16 protein-coding genes are annotated in these 15476 nt (G+C 69.3%); 8 read left to right on the top strand and 8 right to left on the bottom strand.

Annotation, left to right across the window (positions count from 1 at the left end; genetic code table 11):
• Positions 1 to 95: 95 nt before the first annotated feature.
• Entirely contained in the window at positions 96 to 986 is an 891-nt protein-coding gene (locus ABFG95_RS16705) for a LysR substrate-binding domain-containing protein (RefSeq protein WP_068980351.1), read from the bottom strand.
• A 126-nt stretch (positions 987 to 1112) separates the two neighbouring features.
• Here ABFG95_RS16705 and ABFG95_RS16700 point away from each other — a divergent pair, with 126 nt between their 5' ends.
• Positions 1113 to 1874, top strand: coding sequence for an aspartate/glutamate racemase family protein (locus ABFG95_RS16700; protein ID WP_100503811.1), 762 nt, complete (start codon positions 1113 to 1115; stop codon positions 1872 to 1874).
• Between the two features lie 55 nt (positions 1875 to 1929).
• Here the strand turns inward: ABFG95_RS16700 and ABFG95_RS16695 are convergent, their stop codons facing one another.
• Positions 1930 to 2856 carry a LysR family transcriptional regulator gene (locus tag ABFG95_RS16695; RefSeq protein ID WP_175145189.1) on the bottom strand — a complete coding sequence of 309 codons (927 nt, stop codon included), beginning with the start codon at positions 2854 to 2856 and terminating at the stop codon, positions 1930 to 1932.
• Positions 2857 to 3013: 157 nt separating this feature from the next.
• Here ABFG95_RS16695 and pcaD point away from each other — a divergent pair, with 157 nt between their 5' ends.
• Positions 3014 to 3814: a 3-oxoadipate enol-lactonase gene (pcaD, locus tag ABFG95_RS16690; RefSeq protein WP_278992857.1), complete on the top strand. Its 801-nt coding sequence runs from the start codon at positions 3014 to 3016 to the stop codon at positions 3812 to 3814.
• A 115-nt stretch (positions 3815 to 3929) separates the two neighbouring features.
• On the opposite strand, the gene ABFG95_RS16685 is transcribed toward pcaD, so the two are convergent.
• Positions 3930 to 4832 carry an NAD(P)/FAD-dependent oxidoreductase gene (locus ABFG95_RS16685; protein ID WP_278992855.1) on the bottom strand — a complete coding sequence of 301 codons (903 nt, stop codon included), beginning with the start codon at positions 4830 to 4832 and terminating at the stop codon, positions 3930 to 3932.
• 122 nt (positions 4833 to 4954) lie between these two features.
• Between ABFG95_RS16685 and folB the strand changes: the two genes are divergently transcribed.
• Together folB and ttcA are read left to right on the top strand one after the other, a co-directional pair.
• Positions 4955 to 5314: a dihydroneopterin aldolase gene (gene folB, locus ABFG95_RS16680; protein WP_006392515.1), complete on the top strand. Its 360-nt coding sequence runs from the start codon at positions 4955 to 4957 to the stop codon at positions 5312 to 5314.
• Between the two features lie 2 nt (positions 5315 to 5316).
• The gene (gene ttcA / locus ABFG95_RS16675) at positions 5317 to 6333 is read left to right on the top strand and encodes a tRNA 2-thiocytidine(32) synthetase TtcA (RefSeq protein WP_054419328.1); all 1017 of its coding nucleotides are present in this window, start codon (positions 5317 to 5319) and stop codon (positions 6331 to 6333) included.
• 399 nt (positions 6334 to 6732) lie between these two features.
• Here ttcA and ABFG95_RS16670 read toward each other — a convergent pair whose 3' ends face one another.
• From ABFG95_RS16670 to apaG, 5 genes are all read right to left on the bottom strand, one after another.
• Entirely contained in the window at positions 6733 to 7689 is a 957-nt protein-coding gene (locus ABFG95_RS16670; protein ID WP_054419330.1) for a D-2-hydroxyacid dehydrogenase family protein, read from the bottom strand.
• A 63-nt stretch (positions 7690 to 7752) separates the two neighbouring features.
• A complete protein-coding gene (locus ABFG95_RS16665; RefSeq protein ID WP_049070812.1) occupies positions 7753 to 8556 on the bottom strand; it encodes a DsbC family protein in 804 nt (267 codons plus the stop codon).
• Between the two features lie 130 nt (positions 8557 to 8686).
• A complete protein-coding gene (locus ABFG95_RS16660) occupies positions 8687 to 9856 on the bottom strand; it encodes a UbiH/UbiF family hydroxylase (RefSeq protein ID WP_068951391.1) in 1170 nt (389 codons plus the stop codon).
• Entirely contained in the window at positions 9853 to 11151 is a 1299-nt protein-coding gene (locus tag ABFG95_RS16655; protein WP_049070809.1) for a murein transglycosylase A, read from the bottom strand. Before ABFG95_RS16655 ends, ABFG95_RS16660 begins: the two co-directional genes overlap by 4 nt.
• Before the next feature lie 41 nt (positions 11152 to 11192).
• On the bottom strand, positions 11193 to 11567 hold the full coding sequence (apaG, locus tag ABFG95_RS16650; RefSeq protein WP_049070807.1) for a Co2+/Mg2+ efflux protein ApaG: 375 nt from the start codon (positions 11565 to 11567) through the stop codon (positions 11193 to 11195).
• Between the two features lie 45 nt (positions 11568 to 11612).
• Between apaG and rpe the strand changes: the two genes are divergently transcribed.
• From rpe to ABFG95_RS16630, 4 genes are all read left to right on the top strand, one after another.
• Positions 11613 to 12332 (top strand): ribulose-phosphate 3-epimerase, encoded by a 720-nt coding sequence (gene rpe / locus ABFG95_RS16645; RefSeq protein WP_049070804.1) that lies wholly within the window; start codon positions 11613 to 11615, stop codon positions 12330 to 12332.
• 12 nt (positions 12333 to 12344) lie between these two features.
• A complete protein-coding gene (locus tag ABFG95_RS16640; RefSeq protein ID WP_026385137.1) occupies positions 12345 to 13052 on the top strand; it encodes a phosphoglycolate phosphatase in 708 nt (235 codons plus the stop codon).
• Positions 13053 to 13325: 273 nt separating this feature from the next.
• The gene (gene trpE / locus ABFG95_RS16635) at positions 13326 to 14846 is read left to right on the top strand and encodes an anthranilate synthase component I (RefSeq protein WP_278992854.1); all 1521 of its coding nucleotides are present in this window, start codon (positions 13326 to 13328) and stop codon (positions 14844 to 14846) included.
• Positions 14847 to 14904: 58 nt separating this feature from the next.
• Positions 14905 to 15471, top strand: a complete 567-nt coding sequence (locus ABFG95_RS16630; RefSeq protein WP_049077392.1) for an aminodeoxychorismate/anthranilate synthase component II — start codon at positions 14905 to 14907, stop codon at positions 15469 to 15471.
• Positions 15472 to 15476: the final 5 nt, after the last annotated feature.

Below are 15476 nucleotides of genomic sequence, written 5' to 3'. Positions count from 1 at the left end.
AATCAACTTGTGCGGGAAAGTGTGGCCGCGCTGCCGCGAAATGCCTATTCCGGAATCTGGAGGAGCGGCTTCGCCTACGCAAAAGAGCGCGCGTCTCAGCGCGGCGGGCGCGCCGCGATCTGCGCCGCCGTGCGCAGGAACGCCTGCAGCGCGCGGTTGCCGTCGTCGCGCCGCGTGACCGCGTAGACCGTGCCGCTGCCGACCGCGGCCGGCAGCGCGCACACCGCGATGCGCGCGCCGAAATGGCCGCACGCCGAGGCCGGCACCAGGGCCACGCCCAGCCCGGCCGCCACCAGCGCCAGCTGCGCCGGCACTTCGGCCACGCGCTGCGCCACCGACTGCGCCAGGCCGGCGCGGGCGCAGGTATCGGCCAGCTCGCGGGCGAAGGCCGAGGTCTCGGTGCGCAGCATCACGAACGCGTCCTGCCTGAGGTCGGCCAGCGCCAGGCGCTTGCGTCCGGCCAGGCGGTGCCCGGGCGGCAGCGCCGCCACCACCGGATCGGGCCACAGCGCCAGCGATTGCAGTTCGTCGTCGTCCACGGCGGTGCGCGAGATGCTGACGTCGATCCGGTGGCCGCGCACCGCGTCCAACTGCGCGGCAGGATTCATTTCATTGAGCAGCACCGACACCTGCGGGTGGGTCTGCGCATGGCGCGCGATCAGCGCCGGCACCGGCCCCAGGAAGTGCGAGCCGGACAGGCCAATCTCGACCCGCCCCGCCCTGCCCTGGTCGACGGCGCGCGCCCGCACCGTGGCGTCCTTCAGGCCCGCGAGCGTGGCGCGCACGTCGTTCAGGAACGCGGCGCCGGCCTCGGTCAGCGTCACCCGCCGGTTGGTGCGGTCGAACAGCCTGACCTCCAGCTCGCGCTCGAGCTGGGCGATCTGCAGGCTCAGCGGCGGCTGCGAAATGTGCAGCCGGGCGGCGGCGCGGGTGAAGTTGAGTTCTTCGGCCAGCACGGCGAAATAGCGGAGTTGGCGGATTTCCATGGCGGCCAATGATTTGCGAAAGATATGAAACCAGACAAAAACTATATTGGAAACTATCGTTCGCGGCGAGCAGAATCGGCTTCTCGCGCCCTCCCGGGCGCTGACAACGCTTATCGGAGACCCGCCATGACCCCGTCGCCCCGCGTCCTGCGCATCGGCCAGATCGTTCCCAGTTCCAACACCACCATGGAAACGGAGATCCCCGCGATGCTGCGCCGACGCGAGACCATCGCGCCCGAGCGCTTCACCTTCCATTCCAGCCGCATGCGCATGAAGCAGGTTACGGCGGCCGAGCTGGCCTCGATGGATCGCGAGTCCGACCGCTGCGCGCAGGAACTGTCGGACGCGCGCGTCGACGTGCTGGGCTACGCCTGCCTGGTGGCCATCATGGCGCAGGGCCTGGGCTACCATCGCGCCTCGCAGGAACGGCTGCACCAGGCCACCGTAGACAATGGCGCGCCCGCGCCCATCGTCTCCAGCGCCGGCGCGCTGGTCGAGGGCCTGCACGCCATCGGCGCGCGCAAGGTCGCGATCCTGACGCCCTACATGAAGCCGCTGACCAAGCTGGTGGTGGACTATATCGAACACGAAGGCATCGAGGTGCACGACAGCCTGTCGCTGGAGATCGCCGACAACCTGAAGGTGGGCGCGCAGGACCCAATGGCGCCCGCCAGCCATGTCGCGCGCCTGGACACGCGCGGCGTCGACGCGGTGGTGCTGTCGGCCTGCGTGCAGATGCCGTCGCTGGCGTCGATCCAGCCGGTGCAGGACCGCCTGGGCCTGCCGGTGGTGACCGCCGCCGCGGCCACGGTCTATCGCATGCTCAAGGTGCTGGACCTGGAGACGCGCGTGCCCGACGCCGGCGAACTGCTGACCGGCAAGTACTGAGCGGCGCGGCCTGCCCCCTGCGCAGCGGGCAAGGAAACGGCTTTCGGATGCGGGATCAGGGCTTGCGCTTTTTTGCCGGCGACACAGCCTGTCGAATGGCGGGCGCGTGGGCGCGCAACGTGTCCCACAAGCGCGTCATGACCGGTCCCTGCGGCCGGTCGGCGCGGCGCGCGGCCGCCAGCGTCTCGGTGCTGCCCGGCAGGTGACGATTGGCCAGCGACCGCAGCCGGCCATCGCGCAACTCGTCTTCCACCAGGAAGCGCGGCATGTGGCCCCAGCCCAGCCCCTGCAGGATGATCTCCTTCTTCATCAGTTGGTCGGCCACGGTGCACTGACGCGCCCCCGCCACCATGAAGTAATCGCGCGCCGGCGTGTGGCGGGCGGTGTCGCGCATGACGCATTGGGTGTAGTCGCGCAGGTGCTCGGGCCGCGGGGCGCGCGGCGACGCCGCCAGATACCCTGGCGCGGCCACCGGCACGAACGGCACGCTGCCCAGTTCCAGCCATTCGACGCGCGCATCGCCCGGCTCCACGCGGTGCAGGATCAGGTCGGCATCGCCGTCCAGCAGCCGTTCCCACGGCCCGGTCACGGCCTCGAAGTGCAGGTTCAGGCGGGTGGCCGGCCACTGCGCGAAGAACTGGCCCAGCAGCCCCAGCAGCAGCGGACGCGGACAGAAGTCGCCAATCACCACGTTCAACTCGCTTTCCTGGCCCATCGCCAGCTGTTCGGCGTGGGCGCGCAGGCCGGCCAGTTCGCGCAGCAGGGCCTGCGCGCGCAGATGGAACGACTGGCCCGCGGCGGTGAGCCGCACCCGGTAGCCGCTGCGGTCCAGCAGCGCCAGGTCCAATTGGCGTTCCAGTTTGGCCACGGCGGCGAATACCGCTGGGTGCGAGCGGTGCAGCGTCTCGGCGGCGGCCTGGAAGCCGCCGGCCCGCACCACCGCGTCAAAGCACTGCAGGTCGTGCAGGGTGAATTCGCTCATGTCAGGTTTTCCTACAGTGACGGTGCGATCTTTGTAATTTCTTTCAGGCCGGGCGGCAACTACGATGTCTTCAACGGCTACCCCGTTGCCCGGCCCGGCAGATGAGCGCGACATCCGCTCCAGGCCTCGCATCCCCTTCATAAACAGGACGCTCATCATGCCTGCCAACACGACTTTCATCACCACGGGCGACGGCGCCCGCATCGCCTACCGCTGGGACGGCGATGCCGGCCTGCCGCTGCTGGCCTTGTCCAACTCCATCGGCACCACGCTGCACATGTGGGACGACCTGGTGCCGGCGCTGGCGCGGCATTTCCGCGTGCTGCGCTTCGATACCCGCGGGCATGGCAGTTCCAGCGTGCCGGCCGGCGCCTACTCGCTGGACCGGCTCGGCCGCGACGTGCTGGAGCTGTTCGATGCGCTGGACGTGACGCGCGCCCACTTCCTCGGCCTGTCGCTGGGCGGCATCATCGGCCAATGGCTGGGCGTGCATGCGCCGGACCGCATCGACCGGCTGATCCTGGCCAACACCTCGCCCTATCTCGGCCCCGCGCCGCAGTGGGATGAACGCATCGCCACCACGTTGCGGGCGCCGGACATGACACAGGCCGCCGAGACGTTCCTGGCGAACTGGTTCCCGGCCGCGATGCTGCGCGCCGGCGGGCCGGTCATCGACACCTTCCGCGACATGCTGCTGAACACCGATCCGCAAGGCCTGGCGGGCGCATTCGCGGCGGTGCGCGACACGGACCTGCGCCGCACCATCGCGCTGATTCCGCGGCCGACGCTGGTGATCGCGGGCCGCGACGACACCGTCACGGCCGCCAGCCACGGCGAACAGATCGCCGCGACCGTGCCGGGCGCGCAGTGGCTGCTGTTGGAGGCGGTGCACCTGTCCAACATCGAGCGGCCGGATGAATTCCGCGACGCGGTGCTGGGATTCCTGCTGGCGCGCTGAGGCCCGGGCGCGTCGCCCGATGCCGGCTACGGCCATTTGCAGGGGCGGACATTCGGCGACGCGATGGCGGCGTCGACGGGCGTGATGTCAGCGGCGCCGCACAACGGCCCCGGCGTTATTCCCCGGCGCGTTCCCAGCGCCGCTGGATCGCCTTGGCCGCCACCACGCCGTCCGCCAGCGACGTGACCACGCAGGGATGCATGCGATGGGCCACCTCGCCGATAGCGTAGATGTCCGGGACGCTGGTCTCGGCGGTGGCGAAATCGGTGCGGATGTAGCCACGCTCATCGCGCGCCAGTTGCAGGCCGTCGGCGAACGCGGCCTGCGGCTCCCAGCCGTAGAACACCAGGATCAGGTCGTAGCGCTGGCCGTCGACGCTGCGGGTGGCCGGATCGACCTGGTACGGGCCGATGCGCACGCCTTCCTTGCCGGCGCGCAGCACCCACTGCTGCTGGGCCCGCACGCTGCGGGCGTACAGGTGCACGGCGCGGGCGCCGCGGTTGCGCACATAGACGTAGTTCTCGAAGGCGTTGTCGCCGCCCCCCAGCACCGCCACCGACAGGCCGGAGTAATCCTGCGCCACGATCGGCGAACCCGGCCCGATCAGCACCCCCGGCCACTGAGAACCCGGCGGATGTTCCGGAAAGCCCTTGGCGCGCACGCCCGAGGCGATCACCAGGGTGCGGCCGCGCGCCAGCGATACGTCCCCCTTGGCGTCGGAAAGGGTCGCCTCGATGCCGCCCTTGCAGGGCCGCACCGCCGTCACCCGGGTGTCCAGGCGCAGCGGAACGCCGGCGGCGCGCACGCTGGTATCGATATTGGCGGCCACCTGCTGGCCGGTCATGCCGGGCAGCACCGCGATCCAGTCGTCGGCGAAGGGGTTGTCCACGGCCAGCCCGCCCAGGCGGCCGCTGGCCTCGACCAGCAACGGCGCCAGGCCGAGCCGGGCCAGCCAGAGGGCGCAGGAGGCGCCGGCCGGGCCGCCGCCTACAATGACCGCATCGTGCATCTGTTGCATTTCATCCCTTGTTTGCCGTCGCCGCCCCCACGCGGGCGTCCGGCCATGGCCGAATTGTAGCCAGCGCGCCGGCCCGGTTCGGCGCCGCCTTACAATTCCGGGATTCCACCCAGGTTTTCATCATGCCCACTCGCCGCATCATCCTATCCGGGCTCGCGCTCGACGCCCGCATCGGCATCCTCGAACATGAACGCCGCGCCACCCAGCCGCTGCACGTCGACGCCGAGTTCGACGTCGATATCCAGCGCTCGGTCGACGATCACGATATCCACAGCGTGCTGGACTATCGCCGCCTGCGCGAGGCCATCGTCGAGGAGTGCACCCAGGCGCACGTGAACCTGATCGAAACCCTGGTGGAACAAGTCGCCGCGCGCCTGTTGGCCGACTTCCATGAAATCCGCTCGCTGCGCCTGCGCATCAGCAAGCCCATGGCCTTCTCCGACTGTGCGGCGGTGGGCGTGGAAATCCAGATCTCGCGTTGACCATGAACGATATCGCCTCCCCCGACATCCGCGCCGTGGCGGACTCTCCCGACGCGGCGGCGCCGACCCGCGCCGTCTCCGTGGCCGGCCCCGACGACAAGAAGGCCCGCCACGAAGGCAACAAGCTCACCAAGCGCCTGGCGCGCGAGACCACCCGCGCCCTCTCCGACTACAACATGATCGAGGCGGGCGACCGCGTCATGGTGTGCCTGTCGGGCGGCAAGGACTCCTACGCCATGCTGGACATCCTGCTCCAGCTGCAAAAGCGCGCGCCGTTCCGGTTCGAACTGATCGCGGTCAACCTGGACCAGAAGCAGCCCGGCTTTCCGGCCGACATCCTGCCGCGCTACCTGACCGAACTGGGCGTGCCGTTCCACATCGAGACGCAGGATACCTATTCCATCGTCACGCGCGTGCTCGAAGAGGGCAAGACGATGTGCTCGCTCTGTTCGCGCCTGCGCCGCGGCATCCTGTACCGCGTGGCCTCGGAACTGGGCGCCACCAAGATCGCGCTCGGCCACCACCGCGACGACATCCTGGGCACGTTCTTCCTGAACCTGTTCTACGGCGGCAAGGCCAAGGGCATGCCGCCCAAGCTGGTGTCCGACGATGGCCGCCACACCGTCATCCGCCCGCTCGCCTACGTGCCGGAAACCGACCTGATCGCCTACGCCGAACTCAAGCAGTTCCCGATCATTCCGTGCAACCTGTGCGGCTCCCAGGAAAACCTGAAGCGCAAGGAAGTCGGCCGCATGATCAAGGAGTGGGACAAGCAGCACCCGGGCCGCTCGTGGAACGTCTTCAACGCGCTGTCGCGCGTGGTGCCGTCGCACCTGATGGACCGCGACCTGTTCGACTTCGTCGGCCTCAAGCCGACCGGCGTGCCGGACGCCAACGGCGACACCGCCTTCGACGCGGTCGATCCGTCGGATGAGGCGGACGAAGCCTGTGGCGATACGCCCGCCACGCCCGACGCGGCTGGCATCGTCGAAAAGAAAGTGGTGTTCACCCGCAATTGAACACCCCCGTCCGCGCCCGGCGCGGACAGCAAAAGGCCCCGATCTTCCGACCCGCGTGGGACGAAGCGCCGGGGCCTTTTCATCGCCGAGCCGCCTCAAGATGAAAACGCCCCCCTTCGGGGGGCAGCAAGCCGAAGGCGCGGCGTGGGGGGCCCTTTCATCGCCGAGCCGCCTCAAGATGAAAACGCCCCCCTCGGGGGGCAGCAAGCCGAAGGCGCGGCGTGGGGGCCCTTTCATCGCCGAGCCGCCTCAAGATGAAAGGCGCCCCCCCGGGGGGCAGCAAGCCGAAGGCGCGGCGTGGGGGGCCCTTTCATCGCCGAGCCGCCTCAAGATGAAAACGCCCCCTCGGGGGGCAGCAAGCCGAAGGCGCGGCGTGGGGGTCGCCTTTCCCCTGGCGGCTCAGCCGTTCAACACCCGCACCGGCTGGCCGGCGCGCCAGGCCTTCACGGCCTCCAGCGCGTTGCGGTAGAAGGCCTCGAAGTTCTCGCGGCTGACGTAGCCCAGGTGCGGCGTCAGGATGACGTTGTCCAGGTCGCGCACGCTGTCGGTGGGCGATAGCGGCTCTTCCGGATACACGTCCAGGCCGGCGCCGGCGATGCGGAACTTCACCAGCGCGTCCATCAGGGCTTCCTGGTCCACCAGCCCGGCGCGCGAGGTGTTCACCAGGTAGGCCGTCGGCTTCATCGCGGCCAGCGCCGCGGCGTCGACGATGTGGCGGCTGCGGTCGGACAGGATCAGGTGCAGGCTGACCACGTCGGAGGTGGCGAAGAGCTCGTGCTTATCGACCCGCCTGACGCCCGCCTCGGCGGCGCGCTCGTCGGTCAGGTTGGGGCTCCAGGCCACCACGTCCATGCCGAACGCGAGGCCCACCTTGGCCACCGCCGCGCCCAACTTGCCCAGCCCCAGCACGCCCAGGCGCTTGCCGGCCAGCGGCTCGGGCATGCCGGTCTGCCACATGCCGCGGCGCATGGCGGCGTCCTCGGCGGGCAGGTGCTTGAACAGGGCCAGGATGTGGGCCCACGCCAGTTCGGCGGTGGCGGTGTTGGCGTCGGCGCTGCCAGGCGCGCCGCTGACCACGATGCCCTGCGCGGCGCAGGCCGGCATGTCGATGGCGTTGTTGCGCATGCCGGTGGTGACCAGCAGGCGCAGGTTGGGCAGCGCGCGGATGCGGTCGGCCGGGAACGGCGTGCGCTCGCGCATGGCCACGATCACGTCGAACGGTTCGAGCGTCGCCTCGACCTGGTCGTCGGGGATGAAGTTGTTGAAGATCCGCACGTCGGCGTCGCCGCCCAGGGAACCCCAGTCCGCGTAGCGTTTGGCAACGTCGTGGTAATCGTCGAGTATTGCGATTTTCAAGTCTGTCTCCGGGTGGCGTGGCGCTTGCCGCGCCAGCCGCCCGGCCGACGCGACCCGCGCCGGTCAGTTCAGTCGTGCCTTGAGCTGGTCCAGCGGCAGCGCGCCGCTGATGCGCGTGCCGTCGGCAAAGAACAAGGTGGGGGTGCCGCGCACCATCAGTTGCTTGCCCAGCGCCAGCAGCTTGTCCTCGGGCACGCTGCAATTGGCGGTGGCCGGCTTCTGGCCGCGCAGCATCCAGTCGTCCCAGGCCTTGCCCGGGTCCGGCGCGCACCAGACATCGCGCACCTTGGTGTTCGAGTCCGGCGACAGGATCGGGTATAGGAAGGTGTAGACGGTGAGGTTGTCCACGTCTTCGAGCGTCTTGCGCAACTGCTTGCAGTAGCCGCAGTTGGGGTCTTCGAAAATGGCGACCTTGCGCGAGCCGTCGCCCTTGACCTGCTTGATGGCCAGGTCCAGCGGCAACTGGTCGAACGGGATGGAGCCGAGCTTTTCCTGCGCCTCGCGGGTGACGTCGCGGCGCGTCATGGCGTCGATCAACGGCCCTTCCATGACCCAGGTCACCTTTTCATCGGTGTACAGCAGGTCCATGCCCAGCTGCACCTCGAACAGGCCGTAGGGCGTGCGGCGCACGGCGGTCACGTCCATGCCGGTGAAGCGTTGCTTGAAACGTTCCTTGACCGCGTCCGCCACGGGGTCCGCCGGCGCCACCTGGGTGGTGGAATAGCTCTTGCCGCCCTTGTCCGCCTTGCCGACCGAATTGGTGGAGACGGACTTGTCGCCGCTGGCCTGCGCCTGGGCGCCGGCCGACAGGCCCAGCCCGGCGGCCATGAAGCAGGCCGCCAGCACGGCGGAAAAACGGAAATTCATGGGGACTCCTGTATTTGTGACGTCTCGCCTTCGATGGCCGAAAGCGTAACCGATCCGGCGCCCGGCCCGGGCCGGCCTTCCGGGAATCAGACACGCCCGCCGCGGGCGGGTTCCGTCCCGGGACCGGTCCCTAATTCGTCGATGCGCCGGCGATCAGGCGCCGCTTGACCAGCGGCGCGCGCTCGACCCAGTGCATGCCGGCATTGCGCAGCCACACCAGCGGCGTGGCGCGCGAGCCGAACAGCTTGTGCAGGCCGTCGGTGGCCAGCCGCAACGCCAGCACCGGCTCGGCGCGGGCGCGCTGGTAGCGGTGCAGCACGCGCAGGTCGCCGGCCTGGCGGTAGGGTTCGCGTCCGGCCACGGTGCGGGCCAGCGCCTCGACGTCGCCCAGGCCCAGGTTCAGGCCCTGCCCGGCCAGCGGGTGAAGGCGATGCGCCGCGTCGCCGGCCAGCGCGATGCCGGGCGCCACCATCTGGGCGCGCTCCAGCGTCAGCGGGAAACCGTGCAGCGTGCTGCGCACCTTCAGGCGGCCCAGGCGGCCCTGCGCCGCGTGTTCCAGCATCGATTCGAGCCGCGCGGCCTGTTCCTCGGGCGGCAGGGCCAGCAATTCCCGGGCCTGCGCGTCGCGCATCGACCAGACCATCGACACCTGCGGGCCGTCCGCCGTGTCCGGCAGCGGCAGCAGCGCCAGCACGCCGTCGTCGCGGAACCACTGGAAGGCGGTGCCCTGGTGGGCGCGCTCGGCGTCCAGGTTCACCACCAGCCCGGTGTCGTGGTAGGACACGGCGTCGTGCTTGAGGCCGGCGGCGGTGCGCAGTGGCGAAGCGGCGCCATCGGCGCCGACGAACAATTCGGCCTGGATGCGGGCGCCGCTCTCGGTTTCCACCGTGCCGGCCTGGTAGCCGGTGCAGCGGTCTTCAAGCCAGGGGATGCCGAACATGCGCACGGCCTGGATCAGCACCCGCTCGATCTCGCCGGATTCGACGATCCAGGCCAGTTGCGGCAGGGCCGCCTGCCAGGCGTTCAGGTGTACCAGGCCATCGGCGTCGCCATGGATCTCCATGGCCTGCACCGGCGTCAGGCGGGCCGACGGCAGCGCGTCCCACACGCCCAGCTCGGCCAGGAAACGCTGGCTGGCGGGCGAAATGGCGTAGACGCGGGCGTGGTAATGGTTGGGATCGGCCGGCGGCACGCTCATGCGCGGCGCCAGCAGGGCCACGCGCTGGCCGCGGCGGGCCAGCGCCAGGGCGGAGGACAGGCCGACGATGCCGGCCCCGCAAACCACGATCTGGTGTGTCATCTTGCGCTCGGCTCCCCGGCCTGTTTCGGCCACAGCAGCCACATCTGGCCGCGCTGCTTCATGCGCCCGGCCTGCTGGCCGGCCTCGTCGCCGTAGCCCCAGTAGAAGTCGGCGCGCGCCGCGCCGCGGATGGCGGTGCCGGTGTCCTGCGCGAACACCAGGCGCTGCAACGGTCGGTCGGAGGCAGGGAAGGTGGTGGCCAGGAACACCGGCGTGCCCAGCGGCACGAAGCCGGCGTCCACCGCGATCGCGCGTTTCGGCGCCAGGTTGACGCCATAGGCGCCCTTGGGGCCGAGTTCGGGATCGATCACCGGCTCTTCGCGGAAGAACACCACCGCCGGGTTGGCGTTGAGCATCTCGGGCACGCGCTTGGGATTGCGCTGCGCCCACGCGCGGATGTTTTGCATCGAGGCCTGGTCGGCCGACAGCTCGCCGCGGTCCGCCAGCCAGCGGCCGATGGACACGTAGGGCTGGCCGTTGTGGTCGGCGTAGGCCACGCGGATGGTCTTGCCGCTGTCGGGGCCATCGGTCAACAGCACGCGGCCCGAACCCTGCACCTGCAGGAAGAAGTTGTCGACCGGGTCGTCGACCCACACCACCACCGGCGGACGGCGGCCGGTCGACTCGATGGCCGCGCGGGTGTCATAGGGCACCACGCGCTTGCCGTCGAGCTTGCCGCGCACGCGCTTGCCAGCCAGTTCCGGATAGACCGACCCCAGGTCGATGGTCAGCAGGTCGGCCGGCACCGCGTACAGGGGCCATTGATAGTTGCCGCCCTGGCGGCGCGAACCGCGCACCAGCGGCTCGTAATAGCCGGTGACGGTATTGGTGGCCGGCTTGCCGTCGGCGGCGTTCAGGCGCCAGGGTTGCAGGTAGGTCTGCAGGAAGCGGCGCACGCCCTCGGGGTCGTTGGCGGCCGGCGCCCGCGACGGATCGGCCGCCGCGGCGCACACCGGCTGCCAGGCGCGCGGGGTGGCGCGCGCCGGCGCGGCCAGGTTGCCGCTGGTCGGGCGCATCAGCCCCTTGCAGTTGCGCAGGAACAGGGGCCAGATCTGGGCCAGATCGTCATTGGTCCAGCCCGGCATCTCGGCCCAGGTGCCGGCCTTGTACTTGCCGGCCAGCGCGCGGGGCGGCGTATCGGGCAGGGCCGACAGCGCCGGCACCACCAGCGGGCCATCGACGGCCGTGGGGCGCGCGCCAGCGCCGGGTTCGCCGGATTCGGGCGGGATCTCCGAGGGGGTGGTACATGCCGCCAGCAGGACCGACAGCACGGACAGGCTAAGAATGCGCTTCATGAGCAGATGGAAAACCGTACAACGTATGGCCGCGCCCCGCGTCAATGCAGGGTACGCGGCATGGCCAGGACGAATTCGGGAATCGGCACTTCGAACGGAATGCCGTTCTCGCCGACGCAATGGTAGGTGCCGCGCATCGTGCCGACCGGCGTGGGCAAGGGGCAGCCGCTGGTGTATTCGAAGGTCTCGCCGGGCGCCAGCAGGGGCTGCTGGCCCACGACGCCCAGCCCGCGCACTTCCTGCACGCGCTGGTTGCCATCGGTGATAATCCAGTGGCGGCTGATCACCTGGGCCGGGTGTTCCCCGGTATTGGTGATGCGCACGGTATAGGCGAACACGAATTGCTGCTCGCCGGGATCGGACTGTTCAGGCACGAAGCGCGGAGTGACAGAGACGCTCAGGTCGTAGGGTTTCACAGTCCTTTCCTGTGTGGCACGAGCAAGCTGCAATAATGGCACATTATGCCTTCACCCACCCCGAACACCATGTCTACCACCACCCGCATCACCCCCAGCATCCTGTCCGCCGACTTCGCCCGCCTGGGCGAGGAAGTGCGTGACGTGGTCGCCGCCGGCGCCGACTGGATCCATTTCGATGTGATGGACAACCACTACGTGCCCAACCTGACCATCGGCCCGATGGTCTGCGCGGCGATCCGTCCCCATGTTTCCGTGCCGATCGACGTGCACCTCATGGTCGAGCCGGTGGACGCCCTGGTGCCGATGTTCGCCAAGGCCGGCGCCAACTACATCAGCTTCCACCCGGAAGCCAGCCGCCACGTCGACCGCACCCTGTCGCTGATCCGCGAGAACGGCTGTAAGGCCGGCCTGGTTTTCAACCCCGCCACGCCCCTGTCGTACCTGGACCACGTCATGGACAAGGTCGACCTGGTGCTGATCATGTCGGTCAACCCCGGCTTCGGCGGCCAGAGCTTCATCCCCGGCGCGCTGACCAAACTGCGCGAGGCCCGCGCCCGCATCGACGCCTGGACCCAGGCCGGCGGCCACGAAATCGTGCTGCAGGTGGACGGCGGCGTGAAGATCGACAACATCGCCGAAATCCGCCGCGCCGGCGCCGACACCTTCGTGGCCGGCTCGGCCATCTTCGGCAAGCCCGACTACCCCGGCATCATCAAGTCCATGCGCGAGCAGATCGCCATCGGCGAAACCACCGCCGTCTGAGGAATACCCGCCATGACTCCCTTCCGCGCCGCGCTGCTGGACCTGGACGGCACCCTGCTCGACTCCATCCCCGACCTGGCCTTCGCGGCCAACGCCATGCGCGTGGAACTCGGCATGATCGCGCTGCGCGAGGATGTCGTGGCCACCTTCGTCGGCAAGGGGGTGGACAACCTGGTGCGCCGCAGCCTGGCCGGCAGCCTGGACGCCGCCGATCCGTCGCCCGAGGACTTCGCCCGGGCGCGCGAGGCCTTCTACCGCCACTACCACCTGGTCAACGGCGAACGCGCCCAGGTCTACCCGGGCGTCATGGAAGGGCTCAAGCACATGCGCGACCAGGGCCTGAAGCTGGCCGTGGTCACCAACAAGCCCACCGAATTCACCCTGCCGCTGCTGCAACGCACCGGCCTGGCCGGGTTCTTCGACGCGGTGGTGTGCGGCGACACCTGCGCCCGCCGCAAGCCCGACCCCGACCAGGTGCTGCACGCCTGCGAACTGCTGGGCGTGACGGTGGCCGAGGCCGTCACCATCGGCGATTCCATCAACGACGCCCAGGCCGGCCGCAGCGCCGGCACCCAGGTGCTGGTGGTGCCGTATGGTTACAACGAAGGCCGTGACGTGCGCGAGCTCGATGTCGATGGTATAGTGGACACGCTTGTCAACGCCGCCCAGTGGGTGGAGCTCTGGAATCAGAACCAGAACGCCGCGAAAGCCCAGGCCTGAAGCCGGGGTCCGCGCCCTTGACGGCCCACTTGAACATCGAACCGCTATCACCTGATGAACGTTTCCATCCAGAACCAAATGCTCGGCGCCTCGTGGCGCTGGTGGCGTTTGTCTTCCGGGTGGCGATGATTCCCTTCCCGGCCCTGGACGCGTCCCCGCCTCCCAGCGCCGATACTGTGTAGAACACAGAGCCAAGCCCGGAACCAGTAACCTGGACCGGGCTTTTTGCTGTGTGCCCGGTCCCCAGCAGATACCCATCGCCCCGAGACCGACATGACCGAAATCGAATTCAAAGCCCTCGCCGCCCAAGGCTACAACCGCATCCCGCTGGTGGCCGAGACCTACGCCGACCTGGACACCCCCCTGGGCATCTACCTGAAGCTGGCCCACGCCGGCCCGCAGGCCGGCCGCATGACCTGCCTGATGGAGTCGGTGGTGGGCGGCGAGCGCTTCGGCCGCTACTCGTTCATCGGCCTGCCGGCCCGCACGGTGATTCGCGCCAGCGGCACCCGCACCGAAGTGCTGCACGACGGCAAGGTCGTGGAAACCCATGACGGCGACCCGCTGGCCTTAATCGAGCAGTACCAGGCCCGCTTCAAGGTGGCCCTGCGCCCCGGCATGCCGCGCTTCTGCGGCGGCCTGGCCGGCTACTTCGGCTACGACACCGTGCGCCACATCGAACCGTGCCTGGGTCCCGCCGTGAAGCCGTTCCCGGCCGGCATGGAAGGCGGCACGCCCGACCTGATGCTGATGCACGTGGACGAACTGGTCATCGTCGACAACCTGGCCGGCCGCATCTACCTGATGGTCTACGCCGATCCGGGCCAGCCCGAAAGCTACAGCCGCGCCCAGCAGCGCCTGCACGACCTGCGCGCGCGCCTGCGACGCCCGGTGGAAATTCCCTACAGCCACGCCAGCATGCAGACCGAAGAGCGGCGCGACTTCAAGAAAGAAGACTACCTGGCGGCCGTGCACCGCGCCAAGGAACACATCGCCGCCGGCGACCTGATGCAGGTGCAGATCGGCCAGGTCATCGCCAAGCCGTTCCGCGACTCCCCCCTCTCCCTCTACCGCGCCCTGCGGTCGCTCAACCCCTCCCCCTACATGTACTTCTGGAACTTCGGTGACTTCCAGGTGGTGGGCGCGTCGCCCGAGATCCTGGTGCGCCAGGAGCGCGTGGTGGTGGACGGCGCGCCCAAGTCGCAGGTCACCATCCGCCCGCTGGCCGGCACCCGCAAGCGCGGCGCCACGCCCGAGGAAGACGCCGCCCTGGCCGCCGAGCTCAAGGCCGACCCCAAGGAAGTGGCCGAGCACGTGATGCTGATCGACCTGGCCCGCAACGACGTCGGCCGCGTCGCCGAGGTGGGGTCGGTCAAGGTCAGCGACACCATGGTGATCGAGCGCTATTCGCACGTGATGCACCTGGTGTCCAACGTCACCGGTAACCTGAATCCCGGCATGAGCAGCATGGACGTGCTGCGCGCCTCGTTCCCGGCCGGCACCCTGACCGGCGCGCCCAAGGTCGAGGCCATGAAGATCATCGACGAGCTCGAGCCCGTGCGCCGCGGCATCTACGGCGGCGCGGCCGGCTACCTCAGCTACGGCGGCGAAATGGATGTGGCCATCGCCATCCGCACCGGCGTCATCAAGGACGGCACGCTGTACGTGCAGGCCGCCGCCGGCATCGTGGCCGACTCCAACCCCGAAGCCGAATGGGCCGAGACCGAGGCCAAGGCCCGCGCCGTGCTGCGCGCCGCCGAGCAGGTCCAGCACGGCCTGGACGAGCCCATCTGAGACGCCCGCCGCCCCAATGACCGCCCCGGGCCGCGAATCGGCCCGCCTGGAGAAAAAAATGCTGTTGATGATCGACAACTACGACTCGTTTACCTACAACCTGGTCCAGTACTTCGGTGAACTGGGCGAGGACGTGCGCGTGGCGCGCAACGACCAGATCACCCTGGAAGAGATCGCCGCGCTCAACCCCGACCGCATCTGCGTGTCGCCCGGCCCGTGCTCGCCGGCCGAGGCCGGCATCTCGGTGCCCGTCATCCAGGCCTTTGCCGGCAAGAAGCCGATCCTGGGCGTGTGCCTGGGCCACCAGGCCATCGGCGCCGCCTACGGCGGCAACATCGTCCGCGCCCAGCAGATCATGCACGGCAAGACCGTGCGCATCTCGCATACCGGGACGGACATCTTCACCGACCTGCCGACGCCGTACACTGTCATCCGCTACAACTCGCTGACCATCGACCCGGCGACGCTGCCCGAGTGCCTGGCCGTGACCGCCACGGCGCCGGACGGCGACATCATGGGCGTGCGCCACAAGACGCTGCCCCTGTACGGAGTACAGTTCCACCCCGAATCCGTGCTCAGCGAACACGGCCACGCCCTGCTGCGCAATTTCCTGAACCTCGCCTAAGAAGG

Source organism: Achromobacter sp. HNDS-1, from assembly GCF_040084795.1.
Classification (GTDB): domain Bacteria; phylum Pseudomonadota; class Gammaproteobacteria; order Burkholderiales; family Burkholderiaceae_B; genus Achromobacter; species Achromobacter ruhlandii.
Note: the sequence above shows the minus strand (reverse complement) of the source record. Positions and strands in the feature narration are given on the sequence as shown.

Excerpts from the sequence above, each read along its gene's own strand:
- ABFG95_RS16705 (WP_068980351.1), bottom strand. The coding sequence starts at position 986 with ATGGAAATCCGCCAACTCCGCTATTTCGCCGTGCTGGCCGAAGAACTC.
- ABFG95_RS16700 (WP_100503811.1), top strand. The coding sequence starts at position 1,113 with ATGACCCCGTCGCCCCGCGTCCTGCGCATCGGCCAGATCGTTCCCAGT.
- ABFG95_RS16695 (WP_175145189.1), bottom strand. The coding sequence starts at position 2,856 with ATGAGCGAATTCACCCTGCACGACCTGCAGTGCTTTGACGCGGTGGTG.
- pcaD (WP_278992857.1), top strand. The coding sequence starts at position 3,014 with ATGCCTGCCAACACGACTTTCATCACCACGGGCGACGGCGCCCGCATC.
- ABFG95_RS16685 (WP_278992855.1), bottom strand. The coding sequence starts at position 4,832 with ATGCAACAGATGCACGATGCGGTCATTGTAGGCGGCGGCCCGGCCGGC.
- folB (WP_006392515.1), top strand. The coding sequence starts at position 4,955 with ATGCCCACTCGCCGCATCATCCTATCCGGGCTCGCGCTCGACGCCCGC.
- ttcA (WP_054419328.1), top strand. The coding sequence starts at position 5,317 with ATGAACGATATCGCCTCCCCCGACATCCGCGCCGTGGCGGACTCTCCC.
- ABFG95_RS16665 (WP_049070812.1), bottom strand. The coding sequence starts at position 8,556 with ATGAATTTCCGTTTTTCCGCCGTGCTGGCGGCCTGCTTCATGGCCGCC.
- ABFG95_RS16660 (WP_068951391.1), bottom strand. The coding sequence starts at position 9,856 with ATGACACACCAGATCGTGGTTTGCGGGGCCGGCATCGTCGGCCTGTCC.
- ABFG95_RS16655 (WP_049070809.1), bottom strand. The coding sequence starts at position 11,151 with ATGAAGCGCATTCTTAGCCTGTCCGTGCTGTCGGTCCTGCTGGCGGCA.
- rpe (WP_049070804.1), top strand. The coding sequence starts at position 11,613 with ATGCCTTCACCCACCCCGAACACCATGTCTACCACCACCCGCATCACC.
- ABFG95_RS16640 (WP_026385137.1), top strand. The coding sequence starts at position 12,345 with ATGACTCCCTTCCGCGCCGCGCTGCTGGACCTGGACGGCACCCTGCTC.
- trpE (WP_278992854.1), top strand. The coding sequence starts at position 13,326 with ATGACCGAAATCGAATTCAAAGCCCTCGCCGCCCAAGGCTACAACCGC.
- ABFG95_RS16630 (WP_049077392.1), top strand. The coding sequence starts at position 14,905 with ATGCTGTTGATGATCGACAACTACGACTCGTTTACCTACAACCTGGTC.